At 68.1% G+C, this 16591-nt stretch carries 17 protein-coding genes; 7 read left to right on the forward strand and 10 right to left on the reverse strand.

Annotation, left to right across the window (positions count from 1 at the left end):
* The first annotated feature begins 34 nt into the window (after positions 1–34).
* Positions 35–769: an ImuA family protein gene (locus PIJ50_RS05010; RefSeq protein ID WP_271973269.1), complete on the forward strand. Its 735-nt coding sequence runs from the start codon at positions 35–37 to the stop codon at positions 767–769.
* Between the two features lie 5 nt (positions 770–774).
* On the opposite strand, the gene PIJ50_RS05015 is transcribed toward PIJ50_RS05010, so the two are convergent.
* Entirely contained in the window at positions 775–1197 is a 423-nt protein-coding gene (locus tag PIJ50_RS05015) for a GvpU-like protein (RefSeq protein ID WP_271973270.1), read from the reverse strand.
* A gap of 177 nt (positions 1198–1374) precedes the next feature.
* Between PIJ50_RS05015 and PIJ50_RS05020 the strand changes: the two genes are divergently transcribed.
* From PIJ50_RS05020 to PIJ50_RS05045, 6 genes are all read left to right on the forward strand, one after another.
* Positions 1375–1617 carry a type II toxin-antitoxin system Phd/YefM family antitoxin gene (locus tag PIJ50_RS05020; RefSeq protein WP_271973272.1) on the forward strand — a complete coding sequence of 81 codons (243 nt, stop codon included), beginning with the start codon at positions 1375–1377 and terminating at the stop codon, positions 1615–1617.
* Entirely contained in the window at positions 1617–2030 is a 414-nt protein-coding gene (locus tag PIJ50_RS05025; RefSeq protein ID WP_271973273.1) for a type II toxin-antitoxin system VapC family toxin, read from the forward strand. Before PIJ50_RS05020 ends, PIJ50_RS05025 begins: the two co-directional genes overlap by 1 nt.
* Positions 2031–2105: 75 nt before the next feature.
* A complete protein-coding gene (locus PIJ50_RS05030; protein WP_271973274.1) occupies positions 2106–2537 on the forward strand; it encodes a PRC-barrel domain-containing protein in 432 nt (143 codons plus the stop codon).
* Between the two features lie 12 nt (positions 2538–2549).
* Positions 2550–3119, forward strand: a complete 570-nt coding sequence (locus tag PIJ50_RS05035; RefSeq protein WP_271973275.1) for a type 1 glutamine amidotransferase domain-containing protein — start codon at positions 2550–2552, stop codon at positions 3117–3119.
* A 103-nt stretch (positions 3120–3222) separates the two neighbouring features.
* Positions 3223–3978 carry a formate dehydrogenase accessory sulfurtransferase FdhD gene (gene fdhD / locus PIJ50_RS05040; protein WP_271973276.1) on the forward strand — a complete coding sequence of 252 codons (756 nt, stop codon included), beginning with the start codon at positions 3223–3225 and terminating at the stop codon, positions 3976–3978.
* A 99-nt stretch (positions 3979–4077) separates the two neighbouring features.
* A complete protein-coding gene (locus PIJ50_RS05045; protein ID WP_271973277.1) occupies positions 4078–6357 on the forward strand; it encodes an FdhF/YdeP family oxidoreductase in 2280 nt (759 codons plus the stop codon).
* Positions 6358–6396: 39 nt separating this feature from the next.
* Here PIJ50_RS05045 and PIJ50_RS05050 read toward each other — a convergent pair whose 3' ends face one another.
* The 9 genes from PIJ50_RS05050 to PIJ50_RS05090 all read right to left on the reverse strand — a co-directional run bounded on the left by PIJ50_RS05050 (position 6397) and on the right by PIJ50_RS05090 (position 16583).
* A complete protein-coding gene (locus PIJ50_RS05050) occupies positions 6397–7665 on the reverse strand; it encodes an MFS transporter (RefSeq protein WP_271973278.1) in 1269 nt (422 codons plus the stop codon).
* 149 nt (positions 7666–7814) lie between these two features.
* On the reverse strand, positions 7815–9191 hold the full coding sequence (locus PIJ50_RS05055; RefSeq protein WP_271973279.1) for an FAD-binding oxidoreductase: 1377 nt from the start codon (positions 9189–9191) through the stop codon (positions 7815–7817).
* A 67-nt stretch (positions 9192–9258) separates the two neighbouring features.
* The gene (gene mobA, locus PIJ50_RS05060) at positions 9259–9840 is read right to left on the reverse strand and encodes a molybdenum cofactor guanylyltransferase MobA (RefSeq protein WP_271973280.1); all 582 of its coding nucleotides are present in this window, start codon (positions 9838–9840) and stop codon (positions 9259–9261) included.
* A 1-nt stretch (position 9841) separates the two neighbouring features.
* Entirely contained in the window at positions 9842–11272 is a 1431-nt protein-coding gene (locus PIJ50_RS05065) for an aminotransferase class V-fold PLP-dependent enzyme (protein WP_271973281.1), read from the reverse strand.
* 122 nt (positions 11273–11394) lie between these two features.
* On the reverse strand, positions 11395–11856 hold the full coding sequence (locus PIJ50_RS05070) for an Lrp/AsnC family transcriptional regulator (protein ID WP_271973282.1): 462 nt from the start codon (positions 11854–11856) through the stop codon (positions 11395–11397).
* Positions 11853–12416, reverse strand: coding sequence for a peroxidase-related enzyme (locus tag PIJ50_RS05075; RefSeq protein WP_271973283.1), 564 nt, complete (start codon positions 12414–12416; stop codon positions 11853–11855). The genes PIJ50_RS05070 and PIJ50_RS05075 overlap by 4 nt, the downstream gene beginning before the upstream one ends.
* Complete coding sequence (locus PIJ50_RS05080; protein WP_271973284.1) at positions 12413–12874, reverse strand: CMD domain-containing protein; 462 nt, start codon at positions 12872–12874, stop codon at positions 12413–12415. Before PIJ50_RS05080 ends, PIJ50_RS05075 begins: the two co-directional genes overlap by 4 nt.
* The gene (locus PIJ50_RS05085; protein WP_271973285.1) at positions 12871–15102 is read right to left on the reverse strand and encodes a molybdopterin-dependent oxidoreductase; all 2232 of its coding nucleotides are present in this window, start codon (positions 15100–15102) and stop codon (positions 12871–12873) included. Before PIJ50_RS05085 ends, PIJ50_RS05080 begins: the two co-directional genes overlap by 4 nt.
* The gene (locus PIJ50_RS05090; RefSeq protein WP_271973286.1) at positions 15102–16583 is read right to left on the reverse strand and encodes an ABC transporter substrate-binding protein; all 1482 of its coding nucleotides are present in this window, start codon (positions 16581–16583) and stop codon (positions 15102–15104) included. The genes PIJ50_RS05085 and PIJ50_RS05090 overlap by 1 nt, the downstream gene beginning before the upstream one ends.
* Positions 16584–16591: the final 8 nt, after the last annotated feature.

Below are 16591 nucleotides of genomic sequence, written 5' to 3' on the forward strand. Positions count from 1 at the left end.
AGCATGAACACGTCAACCCTCTTACAGGCCCGTCATGCCACCCCGTCCCGACATCTCTGCCCTTCAGGACCTGCGCGCCCGGATCGCCCGGCTGGAGGGTCGGGGTGTGGCCGCCCATGGCCATCTGCCCTTTGGCCTTCCCGCGCTGGACGACCACCTGCCTCAGGGCGGGCTTGCCCTTGGCTGTCTGCACGAGGTGGCGGGCCGGCGTTCGGCGGACAATGCCGTGGCCGCCGCCTTCATCGCGGGCATCGCGGGGCGGCTGCCGGGTCACGTGCTGTGGTGCGCCCCGGTGCAGGACATCTTCGCCCCCGGGCTGGAACAGGCGGGCCTGCCGCCCGGTCGGGTAATCTTCGTCAACGCCCAGGACGATCGCGACGTTCTGGCCTGCATGGAGGAAGGCCTGCGGCACGGCGGCCTCTCCACCGTCGTGGCCGAGGTGGAGAGCCTGACCATGACCGCCTCGCGCCGGTTGCATCTGGCGGCCAAGGGCACGGGCACCACCGGCATGGTCCTGTGGCGCGGGGCGCAGGCCGAATTCAGCACTTTCGGACAACCCACGGCGGCCATGACGCGCTGGTGCGTGTCGGCACTGCCCTCTGCCCCCCTGCCGGTGCCGGGGGTAGGACGATCCCGCTGGCGGATCGAGCTGATCCGCGTGCGGGGCGGCGAGCCGTTCCAGATAGAGGTGGAGGGATGCGACGCCACGGGCCATCTGGGCCTTTCCGCGCCGCTGGAGGATCGGGCCGAAGACCGCGCCGCGGGCTGACCGCCTTACCCGCCCACCGGCGTCAGCCCCAGACTGAACCCGCTGACCGAGGACAGCCGCCCCCGCCACACCAGATCCGTCCGTGGCGAAACAACGCCCAGGTACCTTGCCGCTTTCAGGTGGATGTATTGCGGCCGCCCCCGCGACACGGGTGCCTTTCCATCCACATAGACCGCCTTGTAGACATCCATCAGCTTGCGAAGGTTGTCGGCCAGATCGTCCTCTTCCCGAGACGCGGCGGCATAGGTGCGGGACAGGTGGTCGAAATAATCCGCCCCCGCCATCAGGATGCCCGTGACGACGGAGCCGTCGACGCACAGGGTGACGGACAGGCCCAGCCCGTCATTCGCCAGCCGCACCAGATCCCGAAGGAACCAGCACGCCGGATCGAAGGGGGGATCGGGAAGTTCAATCTCTGCACGGTTCATGTCGTCCACCATGACATCCTCGCATTCCGGGACATTCCGCAGGGCTTGCAACAGCTGTCATCAAGCCATGCGAATCTTCCGTGGTGATAAAGGAAGCGGACGACGCGCATATGCGGTCAGGCTTGAACAAAACCTGATCCAGATCTATCTAGCCAGAGAGCTAGACAGGAGAAGATCATGTGGACCTTGCAGGACGCCAAGAACCGCTTCAGCGCTGTAGTGGACGCCGCCCTGTCCGGCCACCCGCAAGAGGTGACACGCCGGGGCAAGCCTGCGGTCGTCGTGCTCTCGGCGCAGGATTACCACCGTCTGGTGGCCGACGCCCGGGATCAGCGGCCCAGCTTCGCCGACCACCTCCTCTCCTTTCCGGCCGAGGAGGCGCCCCGTGCACAGGCCGCCCCGCGTGACGTCGCCTTCTGATGTTCATCCTCGACACGAACGTCATCTCCGCCGCGCGGCGGCCCGAACGCGCTCCCCTCGTGGCCGCATGGCTGGCCCGCCAGCCCGAGGATCGGCTGTTCCTGTCCACCATCACGCTGGGGGAGATCGCGCGCGGCATCCATCTTCAGGAGCCCCGCAACCCCGCCTTCGCGCAGGACCTGCGGATCTGGCTGGACCGGACGGTGGCGCTGTTTTCCGACCGCATCCTGCCTTTCGGGGCCGAAGATGCCCGCATCTGGGGCCAGTTGTCCGCGCGGATCGGGCATAACGGGGCCGACCTGATGATCGCGGCCAGCGCCCTCGCTTACGACGCGACGGTGGTGACCGGCAACACCGACGACTTCGCCCATACCGGCTGCCGTCTGGAAAACCCTTTTCTGCCCTTGGCTTGAAGGCCCGCCTTGAGGCGCGCAGGAACTTTTGCCGCGCCTCTCCGTTGGGCTGCCACGCAAACGAAAGGATATAACATGAAGATCATCACTGGCTCGATTCTGGCACTCACCCTTGGTGCGGGCGCCGTTGCCGCCCAGACAGCCGCCGTCGATCTTTCGGATCCTTCGCAACTGATCCGCGCCGATGACCTGGAAGATGGCAACATCTACAGCGTGGAGGCCGGGATCGAGCAGTCGACCTTCGGCGGCACCACCTACACCACCATCGATTCCACCTGGAAGGACGTGGGCGAGGTTGAGGACATCGTCATGGACCGCTCCGGCAAGGTCGTGGCCGTCGTGGCCGAGGTCGGTGGCTTCCTCGACATCGGCAGCCGCGACGTGCTGCTGCCCATCACCGACGTGGCCGTGGTTCCCGAACAGAATGGCAAGTATTCCTACATCACCCGCTATTCGCTGGAAGAGCTGAAGAACCTGCCGGCCGTCGAAGACAGCTTCTGGAACTGAGCGGGAAACATCATGCAACTGAACGGCAAGACGATCGCGCTCCTGATTTCTCCCAAGGGGACGGAACAGGTTGAATTCACGGCGCCGCGCAAGGCGTTGGAAAAGGCGGGGGCCAAGGTCACCGTCATCAGCCAGAGCACCGACGCGGCCAAGGCCGTGAACGGCGATCTGGAACCGGCGGACAAGCACGAGGTCGACATGGCCTTTGCCGAGGCCAACGCCGACAACTTCGACGGTCTGGTCATTCCGGGCGGCACCGTCGGGGCCGACACGCTGCGGGCCGACAAAGACGCCGTGGCCTTTGTGCGCCGCTTCATCGAACAGGGTAAACCGGTGGGAGCCATCTGCCACGGTCCTTGGTTGCTGGTGGAGGCGGACGTGCTGCGCGGCCGCACCGTCACGTCCTACCCCTCGCTCCAGACCGACATTCGCAACGCGGGCGGCGTCTGGGTCGATCAGGAGGTGGTGGTGGACACCGGCCTCGTGACCAGCCGCACGCCGGACGATCTGGACGCCTTCTGCGCCAAGCTGGTGGAGGAGTTCGCCGAGGGCGTGCACGACGAACAGTCGCGCAGCGTCTGATGCAGCCCCTATCACAGAAAGCACCGCCCCCGGGCGGTGCTTTTTGCATGTCGGCGGGCCCGTTTTCCGCTAGATAAAGGCGGTGTTTCCGGAAAGATCGCCCATGCCCCCTGCCCCTGCCCCTGCCTTCCGCCCGATCCTTGGCCGCAACCTGCCCGAGGAGATCGCCGTCGCTGTCACCTACAACGCCTCCACCCAGGCGGTGATGATGGCCACGCCGCAGGATCTTGAAGATTTCGCCTATGGCTTTTCCCTGACCGAAGGCATCGCCACGCGCGAGGAGATCACGGGCGTAGAGGTGGCCGACGTCCCCCGCGGCATCGACCTGCGCATCTGGCTGAAACCGCAGGCGGGCCTGCGGCTGGCGGAACGGCGGCGCATGATGACGGGGCCGGTTGGGTGCGGCTTGTGCGGCATCGACTCGCTGGAACAGGCCCTGCGGGAAATGCCTGCCGTCACCGCCGACCTGCGCCTGACGCGGGCCGAGGTGGAGGCCGCCACCGGCACCCTGCGCAACCACCAGCCCCTGCACGACGCCACCCGTGCCGCCCATGCAGCGGGCTTCTGGCAGCCCGAAGGCGGCTATCTGGCGGTGCGCGAGGATGTGGGTCGGCACAACGCCCTGGATAAGCTGGCCGGGGCCGTGGCGGGGCGCTGCGACGGGGCGGTGGTGATGACCAGCCGCGTCTCGGTCGATCTGGTCCAGAAGATAGCCGCGATGAACGTGCCGGTCCTGATCGCCGTCTCGGCCCCGACGGCGCAGGCGGTGGAACTGGCGAACCGGCTGAACATCACGCTGGTCGGGCTGGCGCGCGGCGCGTCCTTTGAATGCTTCACCCACCCGCACCGCATCACATAGGGGAACCATCCGGCGATGGCCGTGTTTCCGGAAGGGTAGACGCAGCCATATCATGCAGGGGGCACTGATGACGCGACCGCAACCAGCCGGGGACCGCACATGAGCCGTTCCGAAACCGATCAGGATCCTAACACGCCGTTCTATGACCATCCCACGGGCGGATGGGGCTCGATCAAGAGCGTGGCGCGTCATCTGGGCGGCGACAAGCCGGCCGTCGGCGTTCTGGAAACGCTGCTGAAGCAGAACAAGCCGAAGGGGCACATGTGCACCTCCTGCGCCTGGGCCAAGCCCGCCTCCCCCCATCTGGCGGAGTTCTGCGAGAACGGGGCCAAGGCCACGATCTGGGACCACACGCTGGAACGCTGCGGGCCGGAGGTTCTGGGGCGGTACACGGCGACGGAACTGCGGATGTGGCGCGACCATGATCTTGAGATGCTGGGACGCCTGACCCACCCCATGCGCTTTGACGCCGCGACCGACCGTTATGTGGAAACGTCATGGGACGCCGCGTTCCAAGCCATCGGGGCGAAGCTGCGGACGCTGGACCCGAAATCCACGGTCTTCTACGCCTCCGGCCGCGCCAGCCTTGAATCGTCCTACCTTTGGGCGCTGTTCGGGCGGCTTTACGGGCACAACAACCTGCCCGACAGCTCCAACATGTGCCACGAGACGACCAGCGTGGCGCTGAAGCAGAAGATCGGCGCGCCGGTCGGCACCTGCATTCTGGACGATTTCGAACATTGCGACATGATCCTGTTCTTCGGCCAGAACACCGGATCGAACAGCCCCCGCTTCCTGCATCCCCTGCAAGAGGCCCGCAAGCGCGGCTGCAAGATCGTCACCTTCAACCCCGTCCGGGAACGCGGTCTGGTGGAATTCGCCAACCCGCAAAGCCCGGTGGAGATGCTGGGCGGCAAGGCCACCAAGATCTCGGACCTCTACCTTCAGGTAAAGCCGGGCGGCGACATCGCGGCCATCGCCGGCATGGTCAAGCACCTTCTGACACTGGACGAGGAGCGGGGCGAGGTTCTGGACCGCGCCTTCATCGCCCAGCACACCCATGACTTTGCCGGCTTCGAGACATGGGTTCGCAACCTCGGCTGGGACGAGATAGAGCACACCTCCGGCCTGACCCGCGACGATCTGGTCGAGGTGGCGGAGATGTACGCCCGGTCGCAACGCGTGATCGGTGTCTATGGCATGGGCCTGACCCAGCACGTCCATGGCGCGGACTCCATCGGGATGCTGGTCAACCTGCTGCTGATGCGCGGCAATATCGGCCGTCTGGGCGCGGGCATCTGCCCGGTGCGCGGCCATTCCAACGTGCAGGGCCAGCGCACGGTGGGCGTGTCCGAAAAACCGGAACTCGTCCCGCTGGACCGTCTGGCCGAGATCTTCGACTTCGAGCCGCCCCGCGACACCGGCGTCACCACGGTGGAGGCGGCGCAAGGCATCCTTGACGGTGACATCACGGCGTTCCTGAGCCTTGGCGGCAACTTCGCCCGCGCCATTCCCGATCAGGGCCGCGTCGATCACGCCTGGGCCAAGCTCGGGCTGAACGTCCAGATCGCGACCCGGCTCAACCGCTCCCACACGCTGGTGGCGGACGGGGCATGGCTGCTGCCCTGCCTTGTGAGGGGCGAGGAGGACCTGCAGGCCACCGGCCCGCAGGCCGTCACGATCGAGGACACGATGAGCCATATCCACGGCTCCATCGGCCGCCGGAAGCCCGCGGCACCCACGCTGCTGTCGGAACCCGCGATCATCGCGGGCATCGCCAAGGCCACGCTGGATCCGAACCCCAACGTGCATTGGGACGCCTGGATCGGGAACTACGCCCTTGTCCGCGACCTGATCGAACAAACCTATCCCGACCAGTTCCGCGACTTCAACGACCGGATGTTCACGCCGGGCGGCTTCTATCGCGGCAACACCGCGCGCGACCGGAACTGGAAGACGGAAAGCGGCAAGGCCGAGTTCACGACCCCCGTCGGCCCCAGCTCCCTTGGCCAGATGCCGGGCGGGGACGTGTACACGCTGGTCACCCTGCGGTCGAACGACCAGTTCAACACGACGATCTACGGTTATCGCGACCGTCTGCGTGGCCTGAACACCGACCGGATGATCGTGATGATGGCGCCGGAGGAGATCGCCGCCGCCGGCTTCCGCGACGGGCAGGGCGTGACGCTCGTCTCCGCCCATCAGGACGGCACGCCCCGGCGGCTGGAAGGGTTGCGCCTTGTGGCCTACGACCTGCCGCCCGGCTGCGTCGGGGCCTATTACCCCGAGGCGAACGTCCTTGTGCCGCTGGATCTTTACGACATGGCCTCCAAGACCCCGGCCTTCAAGGGCGTGCCGATCCGGATCGAGGCGGCCTGACCATCGGATCCTCACGGGCGCCCGGCCCGTGAGGATCGCTTATCTTGCGCGGCCCGCCGTCAGGCCCATGGCCAGAGTGGCCACCACCCCCACCAGCGCGAAGATGTAAAAGCCCCACGGGTGCCCCAGCCCCATGCTGACCAGCGTGCCGCCGATCAGGGGGCCCGCGATGGCCCCAAGCCGCCCCACCCCGGCGGACATGCCGATGGCCGTGGCGCGAACGCCGGCCGGATGATGCGCGGCCGTATAGGCATAGACCAGCACCTGTGCCGAGAATACAAAGCACCCCGTCAGGAACACGGCCGGATACAGCAGCCCCACCGGCATCTTCCACGACAGGAAAGCCAGCAGCACGGCACCTGCGGCAAACCAGATCACCGCCGCCCGCTTCAACCCGATCCGGTCCCCAACCTGCCCGGCCACCACCAATCCGCAGATGGCCCCGAGGTTGAGGAGAAGGAGAAGCCACAGCCCACGCTCCAGCCCGTAATCGGCGGCCACCATCAGCGCGGGCAGCCAGCTGTTCAGCCCATAGACCAGCAGCAGCCCCATGAAGGAGGTGACCCAGATCGCCAACGTCGTTTTCAGCCGTCCCGCCTCGAACAGCGTGCGGGTGGAGGCCTTCGCCGCCCCCGCCTCTGGCCCGGTCAGCACGATGCCGTGGGCGCGGGCGATCCGCTCCGCCTCGGCCCGCCGGCCCTGTGCCAGAAGATAGGCCGGGCTTTCCGCCAGATGCCGCAGCATCAGGGGCACGAGGATCAGCCCCGGCAGCGCCCCCGCTACGAACATCGCCCGCCACCCCGCCACGGGCAGAAGCAGCAGCGCCAGAAGCGCCGTGCTGACCGCGCCCACGTGATACCCCGTCATCACGGTGGTGGAGGCGCGGCCCGCGCGACCGCGCGAAAACTCCGTCACCATGGCGATGGCGGTGGGCAGGCAGCCGCCCAGACCGATCCCCGCCAGAAAGCGCAGGACCGCCAGTTGCGTCGGCGTCTGGGCCATCCCGCACAGCGCGCTTAGCAGCGAAAAGGCCGCCACGGTCCAGATCAGCGCCTGACGGCGGCCGAAGCGGTCGGTCGCGGCGCCGATGGACAGCGCGCCGATCATCATCCCGACCAGCCCGATGGTGGCGATGAAGGTCGCCTCCCCCCCGGTCATGAAGGGCGCGGCCGATCCCGTCAGCGTGGGGATCAGCGCCCCCAGAACCACAAGGTCGAACCCGTCAAGGACCACCGCGATCCAGCAAAGGGTCACGACCCAGCCGGCCCTTGCGCCGTCCCGTTCAATGGTGGCGGATGCCGATGTCACGTGTCCGTTTCCTTCCCTGCGGGTCGGACGAACGGCCGTGCCGGCCACCCGCGTTCCGCCCTCGCCGCGTCATGCGGTCGAAGACCCTCCCCCATCACAGGACATAGCGGAGGGAGGGGCCGGAAGGCAAAAGGAAGATGAAGCCCCGTCTAGGGAAGGATCTTGCCGGGGTTCATGATGTCGCGCGGATCCACCGCCTGCTTCAGCGCAGCCATCAGGCGCAGGGCGGCGGGGGCGTATTCCTGTTGCAGATAGGGCGCCTTGCCCATCCCCACCCCGTGTTCGCCGGTGCAGGTCCCGTCCACGGCAATGGCGCGGGCCACCATTTCGGCGTTGATGCGCTTCACCGCGGCCATCTCCTCGGGGCGGTCGGGGTCGATCGCGAAGACGACGTGGAAGTTCCCGTCACCTACATGCCCCAGGATCACCGCCGGCACCGGGCAATCGGTCAGCAGGTCGCGCGCATGGCGGATGCAGCCCGTCAGCTCCGACACTGGCACGCACACGTCCGAAGTCCAGCCCACGGCACCTTTCCGTTGCCCGACAACGGCATACCACGCGTTGTGACGCGCCTTCCACAAACGCGACCGCTCTTCAGGGTCCGTAGCAGCTTCGAACCCCAGGGCTCCGAAATCGTTCACGATCTCGGCCACCACGGCCGCCTGTTCGGCCACGCCGGCATCGGTCCCGTGAAACTCGAACGCCAGCGTGTCGGCCACGGGCAGCGACAGGCCGGCATGCTGGTTTACGGCCTCGATCAGCCCGCGGTCCATCAGCTCCATCCGGGCGACGGGGATGCCGAACTGGGTGACCATCGTCGCCGCGGCCACCGCGCTTTCCACATCCGGAAAGCTGCACAGCGCGGCGGAAATGGCCTGCGGAATGCCGAACAGGCGCAGCGTGATCTCTGTCACGATGCCCAGCGTGCCTTCCGCCCCCACGAACAGCCGTGTCAGATCATAGCCCGCCGAGGACTTGCGGGCGCGCGAGGCGGTGCGGATCACCTCCCCGTCCGGCAGCACCACCGTCAGGGACAGCGTCACCTCACGCATCGTGCCATAGCGCACGGCGTTCGTGCCCGACGCCCGGGTGGACACCATCCCGCCGAGGGAGGCGTTGGCGCCCGGATCGATCGGGAAGAACAACCCCTGATCGCGCAGATGGGCATTCAGCGCCTCACGCGTAACGCCGGCCTGAACGGTGCAGTCCATATCCTCGGCGCTGGCGCGCAGCACCCGGTCCATCTGCGACAGGTCGACTGAGATGCCGCCCCGCACCGCCGCCAGATGCCCTTCCAGCGAGGTGCCCGCGCCGTAGGGGATGACGGGAACGCCCGCCTCGGCGCAGTGGCGGACCACGAAGGCCACCTCCTCGGTGCTGCGGACCATGACGACGGCGTCGGGCGCGGCGGTGGCGTGATGCGCCTCCCCCCGCCCGTGCTGGTCGCGCACGGCCTGCGAGGTGGACAGGCGCCCTCCGAACGCGTTTTCCAGTGTGGACAGAAGAGGTTGAAGTGCGGTGGTCATGGACATCCCCTTGGCAGCGGTCGCCCTGTCATAGACCCCCGCCCCAGCGATGCCCAGACCGCCGCCATCACCTCGCAGAGAGGTGGATCGCGCGGGCGGTCTCCAGATCCTCGGGCGTGTTCACGTTGAAGAAGGGGTCGTGGTCTTCCACCGGGAACTCTACCAGCCGCGCGTCATGCCGCATGGCCCAGCGGCCGACGGCCCGTTCGCCCCGGCGCAGGGCGGCGCGCAGATCCTCGCGCAGGTCCACCCGCCAGACCCCGACCGTCGGGTGCCGGACGCCGTTGCTGGCGGCAAGGGCGATGGCCCCGTCCCCGCGCAGGCGGTCGCACAGATCGGGCGGCAAAAAGGGCGTGTCGCCCGCCAGGGTCAGCACCCGGTTCATGCCAAGCCCCGCCGCATGGTCCATCCCCGCCAGCAGCCCGGCCAGCGGTCCGGGATGGTCCGGCTCCGCATCCGGCAGGACGGTCAGGCCCAGATCGGCAAAGCGGGACGGATCGCCATTGGCCGACAGGACCACCCGCGCGCATTGCGGGCGCAGGCGGCGCAGGATTTCGTCCAGAATGGTCGTGCCGCCCAGATCCAGCCGGCACTTGTCCCCCCCGCCCATCCGTTGCGCGCGGCCCCCGGCCAGGATGACGGCCAGCATCCTACTCCGCCGCCATGTCGGCCACGCGGAAACGCGCGGTGGCCGAATCGCCGATGTAGCGCGACGCAAGCGCGGAGGCATTTGCGGCCAGCCCCGCCACGCCCGCGATGATGCGGTCCGCCTGCGCGTCGCTGTGCAGCCAGGACAGGTTCAGCCGCACCCAGCCGGGCTTTGCCAGCTCCTCCCCCGCCGTCAGGCGCGCGAACAGCGCGTCCGAGGCAGTGTCGTCGATGCCCATCAGGCGGTGTGCGTAGGGCCCGGCGCAGGCGCAGCCGCCGCGGGCCTGAATGCCCGTCATGTCCGACAGCATGCGGGTGAACAGCTGGTGATGGACATGGCCGCCCCGCCCGTCCCGGATGCGGAAGGAAAAGATCGGCAGCGCGTCGGCCCGCTTGCCCAAGATCTCCATCTGCGGCACGGCGGACCACGCGGACAGGGCCCGCGCCCGCAGCGCCTGTTCGCGGTGATGGATGCGGTCGGTGCCGACGGCGTCCTTCACCAGCATCACAAGGGCCGCGCGGATGTCGCCCACGACGTTGGGGGTGCCCGCCTCCTCGCGCGCGGTGACGCGGCCGCTGTAGGCGTGACCGCGCGGGGACACGAAGGACACCGACCCCCCGCCCGGCAGCGTCGGCGTTGCCCGCTGCACCACCGTATCGCGCAAGACCAGCACGCCCGAGGCACCTGGCCCGCCCGCGAACTTGTGCGCGGAAAAGACGATGGCGTCCTTGCCCTCCATCGACATGGGCAGATAGGGCCCGCCCCCCGCGTAATCCCAGATCGCGAGCGCGCCCGCCGCCTTCAGGGCCGCCGTGACCGCCTCGGTGTCCGTCAGGATCCCCGTCACGTTCGACGCGGCCGAAAACGTGCCGATCACCAGATCCGCCCCTTCGGCCGCCATCAGCGCGCGCGACAGGTCGGCCATGTCCACGCCGCCCGCCTCGGCCTCCGCCACCTCCACCATGGTGGCGCCGGTTTCGCGCCAGGGCAGGATGTTCGAATGATGCTCGTAAGGGCCGCACAGCACGACCACCCGCTCCCCCGCCCGGACGCGGTCGGCCACGCGCAGCAGGTTCACGATCCGGTTGATCCCCGACGTCGCGCCCGAGCCTGTGAAGATCACGTGGCACCCGTCCCCCGCACCGACCAGCCGCGCGATGGTGGCCCGGCCTTCCTCGCGCATGCGGGTCATGGTCATGCCGCAGAAGCTCGCCTCGGTGTGGCTGTTCGCATAGAAGGGCAGCACCTCCTCGGCCACGAACGCCTCCACCACCCGCAGCGCCCGGCCCGAGGCGATGTAATCCGCATACAGCAGGTTCTGCGTGCCGAAGGGCGTCTCGAACGCCATGCCGTCGCCGATCAGCCCCTGCCGCAGATGGTCCAGCAGATCGTCGCGCGTCAGGCGGTGGCGGAAGTCGGTCAAAGCTGTCATGCGAGGTCCCCCTGTTTTTTTCAACAAGTACACCGTCCGCCCCGTGAATTTGTCCCAAAGATGAATGCAAACCTGCGCTGTATCGGGTCACTGATAGTAAAAAGGACAATCAGGCCGATCACCTACACATCCACCGGCCGCCCTTCGGCAATTGCCTCCATCGAGAAGTAGGAGGTGACGGCGTCCAGCTCCATCGTCTCGATCAGGCGCTGGTAGACGTGATCGTAGCCCTTCATGTCCGGCGCCACGATCTTCAGCATGTAATCGTAGTCGCCCCCGATCCGGTGAAAGTCGACCACATTTGGAATGGACAGGACATGCGCGCGGAACCGCTTCAGCCAGTCGCCGGAATGGTTGCGCGTGCGAATCATCGCGAACACCACCAGCCCTTGGCCCAACGCCTCGCGGTCGACGCGGATGGTCTGGCCGGTGATGATGCCCCGCTCCTCCAGGTTGCGGATGCGGCGCCAGCAGGCGTTCTGCGACAGGCCGACCTTGTCCGCCAGATCCCGCTGGGTCTGGCGGGCGTCGCGCTGCAACTCCGCCAGGATGCGCGCGTCGATCCGGTCCAGCGCGTCCTTCATGCGGGTGTGGCGTGGCCAAGGACGTGCATCAGCCGGTTCGCCCAGCCGAAGATCGCGATGGAATGGATCAGGTCCACGATCTCCGCCTCCTCCATCCCCGCATCCCGCAGGGCCTGCACATCCGCCGTCGTGGCCGTGCTTGGGGTGACCGACAGGCGGCGGGCGAAGGCGTAGATGGCGGCGTCGCGGGGTGACAGATCCTGCGGCCGGTCCAGATAGACCGCCGACACCACGGCGTCGCTTTGCGTCAGGTGTGCGTGCTGGCGGGCATGGACCACCGCGCAATACCGGCACCCGTTCACGACCGAGGCGCCAAGCGCCCCCAGTTCCCGGTCCGGACGCGGCAGGCCGCCCTCGGCGTACATGATCGCGTTGAACAAAACGGTCCGCGCGACATAGCTTTCCGGATCATGGGCCAGCGTCCGCACATAGGGCGACACCTTCTTGGCCGAGGGCGTGACCTTCATCGCCTCCAACTGCGCGGACGTGGCGTCGGCCAGCTCCACGGGGGCGACATGCGGGTGCCACACCAGGGGTTTCAGCTTGATCTGCGGTGTCATGCGGCCCCCAGAAGGCGAAGGCCCGCCACGACGCGGACCTGAAAGTTCACATAGGCGATCAGCTCCGACAAGGCCACGATCTGCGGTGCGGAGAGGCCCGCCGCCTCCAGCCGCCGGATGTGCTCGGCGGTGGCGGAGGTCGGATCGGCGGTGACCATGTCGACATGCCGCGCAATGGTGTTCAGAGGCTCTGGAAGGTCCGTCGCGCCCGATGCGACAGCGGAAAAATCTTCCATCACAACGTATTGCGCAGCGATGGTGTCATCCTTGTTCAACAGCGCCATGCGGTGGGCCAGTGCATTCCGCAGCCCTGCGCTCAGCCCCAGATCGTCCGCAGGGTGCAGGACCGAGGCGCGGCAGGCCTCCGCCCCCTCCACGAATTCCGGCCGCCGGCGCCGCAGGGCATGGCGGGGATCGGTGCCGTCCAGACCGGCGGCCTGATCGATGGCGTCTGTCATAGGCGTGCCTTTCGGATCTCGATCAGCGTGGGGTCGGCCAAGGGCCGCAATCCCACGCGGGGATGGTTCGCGCTGGCGCCCTGGCTCAAAGCCGAACTGCCCGCGTCGGAGGTGAGGACGTTCGGGTTGCCGCCCAGATCCACCCGCCGGCCAAGCGCGTCGGTCACCGGATCGAACCAGCCGCCCGTCGGCAGCACCAGTGTGCCCCGGCGCACGCCCGGATCGGGCGCGACGCTGACAAGGGTGACGCCGCGGGCGTTGAACACCTCGGCAATGTCGCCCGTGTCCAGTTCCAGCGGGGACAGGTCGTCTGGATGGGCGCGCAGCACCTCGAACCCCTGCGCCCGTGCGTCGCGCGCCAGCGGACCCGGGTCCAGCTGGCTGTGCAGCCGCGTTTCGGGCTGGGGGGACAGGAGGTGGAAGGGCAGCGGCTCCTCCTCCCCGTCCGGATCCAGCCAGGTGGGGTGGGACGGGCAATCGGACAGCGCGAAGCCTGCGATCCGGTCGGATACCAGCTCGATCCGGCCGGACGGCGTGGACAGCGGGTGTCCGGCCCGAAGCTGGGCAAAGGGCACCATCGGCCGCGGGGCGGCTTGATCCGCGTCCAGGCAGGCATAGCCGTCCTGACGGAAGCGGTCCCAGTCCGGAAGCTCCGGATGCGCCATGCGGTAGCGGTCATACAGGTGCTCCAGCCACGCGGCTTCGTCCCGGCCATCGCGGAAGGCGTTCTCCAGCCCCAGATGGGCGGCGATGCGGGCGAAGACCTCGTGATCCGTCGGCACGCCGGGCGGGGGCGGCATCACGGCGGGGCTGTAGGCGAGCCACCGGTCCCGCGACGATCCGGCGATGTCCGACCGCTCGAACGGCATGGCCGAGGGAAAGACAAGATCGGCGTGGCGCGCGGTGGCCGTCCAGACATTCTCGTGCACGATCACGGTGTCGGGGCGCGTCCACGCGCGTTCCAGCCGGAACAGGTCCTGATGGTGGTGATACGGATTGCCGCCGGCCCACCAGACCAGCCGGATGTCCGGCAGGTCCAGCATCTTGCCGTCATAGGGCAGCGTGCCGCCCGGACGCTCCAGCAGATCGGTGATCCGCGCGACGGGGATGTAGTCGGACACGGGGTTCGTGCCCATGGGGAAAGACGGTCCCCGCAGCCCCCGCACCGGCTGCCCGACCGAAGACACGGCCGAGAGGCCAAGCGCCAGCCCCAGCCCCGGCCGTCCCATCACCCCTGCCATGGCCGCCAGCGCGACCGAGGCCCAGTAGGGCTGTTCCCCGAACCGCGCGCGCTGCAACGACCAGGCAAGGTTCAGAAGGCTCGGCTCGGCCGCCAGCCGCCGGGCGAGGGCGCGCAGATCCTCGGCCGGGACGCCGCACAGGGCGGCGGCCCAGTCGGCCGATTTCGGGGTGCCGTCGTCCTGGCCCAGAAGATGGCGCGCGAACTCCTCTGCCCCCGTGGTGAAGGATCCAAGGAAGGCGGCGTCGGCCAGCCCCTCCTCCAGCAGCGTGTGGCACATGGCCAGCATGGCGGCGGTGTCGCTGCCCGGCCGGATCGGGATGTGCCGGCCCTGCACCGCGTCCCGCGCGTCGGGGGACAGGGTGACGATTTCGCCCCCGGCGGCGCGGAACCGTTCCAGCCAGTCGCCGACGCGGTGGGCGCCGGTCGATCCGGCCTCCACCTGCGCGTTGGCCAGACGCATGCCGCCAAAGGCCACGATCAGGCGGCAATGCTCCACGATCTGGTCCCAGCTGGGCGCCAGCGCCCCCACCTCGGCATGTTCGGCGCCGACGACATGGGGCAGGATGACCTTGGCCGTGCCATAGCTGTAGGTGTTCACCGCGAAGGTGAACCCGCCGGCAAGGTTCAGGAACCGCTTCAGCTGGCTTTGCGGGTGGTGGAACCGCCCCGCGCTGCCCCAGCCGTAGGACCCGCCGAAGATCGCGCGGTTGCCATGCGCCGTCCGCACCCGGTCCAGTTCGCGGGCGGCCAGCGCCGTCGCCTCCTCCAGCGACAGTTCGACATAGGTGTCGTCGCCCCGCGCGGCCCCGCCATCCCCGGCCAGCCATCCCTTGCGGGCCATCGGCACGCGCACCCGCGCCGGATCGCGCGCAAGGTCCAGATGCGTCAGGCCCACGGGGGACGGGGCGGGGTCGTGGCGGAAGGGCTTCAGGGTGGGGCCCGGCCCCACCTCGAAGAACCCGAAATGCGAGGCGAAGATCTGCATCAGCCGGCGGGCTTCATGTCGAAGGCGCGCACCCAGTCATCCCCGCGCGGCGTGTAGTCCACCTTGTTGGACACACCATAGGTCGCGGGCTGGGCGTACATGAAGACGACGGGCGCCTCCTCACACATGATGCGGGCGGCGTCGGCATAGGCGGCCTTGCGGGCGTCCGGGTCGGTGGTGGCGTTGCCCGCCTCCAGCGCCGCGCCGAAGTTCGCGTCGTTCCAGTAGGCGTATTGATCTCCCGGCTTGAACAGCGTCAGCAGCCCGTCCGCGTCGATCGTGGGCCAGGCCTGACCCAGCAGCGACATCTGCCCCAGATCATGCGCCTTGCGGTACTTGTCCATGTAGGCGCCGAATTCCATCGCACGGTATTCGGTCTGCACGCCCACATCGGCGAACATCTGGGCGACGGCCTGCGCCACCTCCTCGCCCTGAAGATAGGTCGCCGTCGGAACCTCGAACTCCAGGGGGCGGGACAGGTCCACGCCAGACTCCTTGATCATCTCCTCGGCCTTTTCGGGGTCGTAGACGTAAGGTTTCAGGTCGGGGTTGTAGCCGAAATAGGCGGGCGTCATGACTTGGCAGTTCGACACCTCGGCCTCGCCCCCGAACAGGACGTCCACGATGGCGTCCTTGTCCACGGCGTAGTTCAGCGCCTGACGGAACATCTTGTTGTCCATCGGCGGCTTTTCGGTGTTGAACTTGATGAAGACCGACCGCGTGGACGGCACGGCGCCCCCCTTGGCCACGCCGCTGGCGCTGATGCGCGGCAGTTCCGAGGGCGGGATCTTGTTGATGAAGTCGACCTCGCCCGCCACCAGCGCCGCGATGGCCGAGGAGGTTTCGGGGATCGTGCGGAAGGTCACATGCTCGAAGGCCGGCGCCTCGCCGAAGAAGTCGGGGTTGCGGGTCATGGTGATGCTGTCGCCGGGGGTCACCCTCTCGATGACATAAGGCCCGCCCGACATGGTTTCGGACGCGGGATCGTGGCTTGCGGCCCATTCGGGCGGCAGCAGCATGAACATCGACAACTGCGCCGGCAGCGCGGGATAGGGGCTGGAGGTCTTGATCTCCACCTCGGTCGGCGAGATCACCGTCGCCCCCGTCACCGGCGTGAACCACGAGGAGATGCGCGTCGGGTTGTCCTTGTTCGTGACGCGGGCGATGTTCCACGCCACGGTGTTGGCGTCGATCGGCTCCCCGTTCGCGAACTTCGCCCCTTCCACCAGCTTGAAGCGCCAGGTCAGGTCGTCCACGGCCTCCCACTCGGTCGCGAGGGAGGGGTGCAGTTCCATGTCCGGCCCGCGCAGGATCAGCGAGGGGTAGACGTGGCTGAGGACCGACAGGTCCAGCCCCACCGACGCGCTTTGATGCGGGTCCAGCGTGTTGACGGCGTTGGTCAGCGCCAGCGTCACGTCCTGCGCGGCGGCGGCGGACCCCAGAAGGGCGGCCAGAACGGCGGTGTATCCAAGATGTCGCATGGGATTTC

Origin of the sequence: Falsirhodobacter sp. 20TX0035, assembly GCF_028307215.1 — a bacterium.
Taxonomy (GTDB): Bacteria; Pseudomonadota; Alphaproteobacteria; order Rhodobacterales; family Rhodobacteraceae; genus Falsirhodobacter.

Excerpts from the sequence above, each read along its gene's own strand:
- fdhD (WP_271973276.1), top strand. The coding sequence starts at position 3,223 with ATGCCCCCTGCCCCTGCCCCTGCCTTCCGCCCGATCCTTGGCCGCAAC.
- PIJ50_RS05030 (WP_271973274.1), top strand. The coding sequence starts at position 2,106 with ATGAAGATCATCACTGGCTCGATTCTGGCACTCACCCTTGGTGCGGGC.
- PIJ50_RS05035 (WP_271973275.1), top strand. The coding sequence starts at position 2,550 with ATGCAACTGAACGGCAAGACGATCGCGCTCCTGATTTCTCCCAAGGGG.
- PIJ50_RS05085 (WP_271973285.1), bottom strand. The coding sequence starts at position 15,102 with ATGCAGATCTTCGCCTCGCATTTCGGGTTCTTCGAGGTGGGGCCGGGC.
- PIJ50_RS05045 (WP_271973277.1), top strand. The coding sequence starts at position 4,078 with ATGAGCCGTTCCGAAACCGATCAGGATCCTAACACGCCGTTCTATGAC.
- PIJ50_RS05090 (WP_271973286.1), bottom strand. The coding sequence starts at position 16,583 with ATGCGACATCTTGGATACACCGCCGTTCTGGCCGCCCTTCTGGGGTCC.
- mobA (WP_271973280.1), bottom strand. The coding sequence starts at position 9,840 with ATGCTGGCCGTCATCCTGGCCGGGGGCCGCGCGCAACGGATGGGCGGG.
- PIJ50_RS05010 (WP_271973269.1), top strand. The coding sequence starts at position 35 with ATGCCACCCCGTCCCGACATCTCTGCCCTTCAGGACCTGCGCGCCCGG.
- PIJ50_RS05055 (WP_271973279.1), bottom strand. The coding sequence starts at position 9,191 with ATGACCACCGCACTTCAACCTCTTCTGTCCACACTGGAAAACGCGTTC.
- PIJ50_RS05065 (WP_271973281.1), bottom strand. The coding sequence starts at position 11,272 with ATGACAGCTTTGACCGACTTCCGCCACCGCCTGACGCGCGACGATCTG.
- PIJ50_RS05080 (WP_271973284.1), bottom strand. The coding sequence starts at position 12,874 with ATGACAGACGCCATCGATCAGGCCGCCGGTCTGGACGGCACCGATCCC.
- PIJ50_RS05015 (WP_271973270.1), bottom strand. The coding sequence starts at position 1,197 with ATGAACCGTGCAGAGATTGAACTTCCCGATCCCCCCTTCGATCCGGCG.
- PIJ50_RS05020 (WP_271973272.1), top strand. The coding sequence starts at position 1,375 with ATGTGGACCTTGCAGGACGCCAAGAACCGCTTCAGCGCTGTAGTGGAC.
- PIJ50_RS05070 (WP_271973282.1), bottom strand. The coding sequence starts at position 11,856 with ATGAAGGACGCGCTGGACCGGATCGACGCGCGCATCCTGGCGGAGTTG.
- PIJ50_RS05075 (WP_271973283.1), bottom strand. The coding sequence starts at position 12,416 with ATGACACCGCAGATCAAGCTGAAACCCCTGGTGTGGCACCCGCATGTC.
- PIJ50_RS05025 (WP_271973273.1), top strand. The coding sequence starts at position 1,617 with ATGTTCATCCTCGACACGAACGTCATCTCCGCCGCGCGGCGGCCCGAA.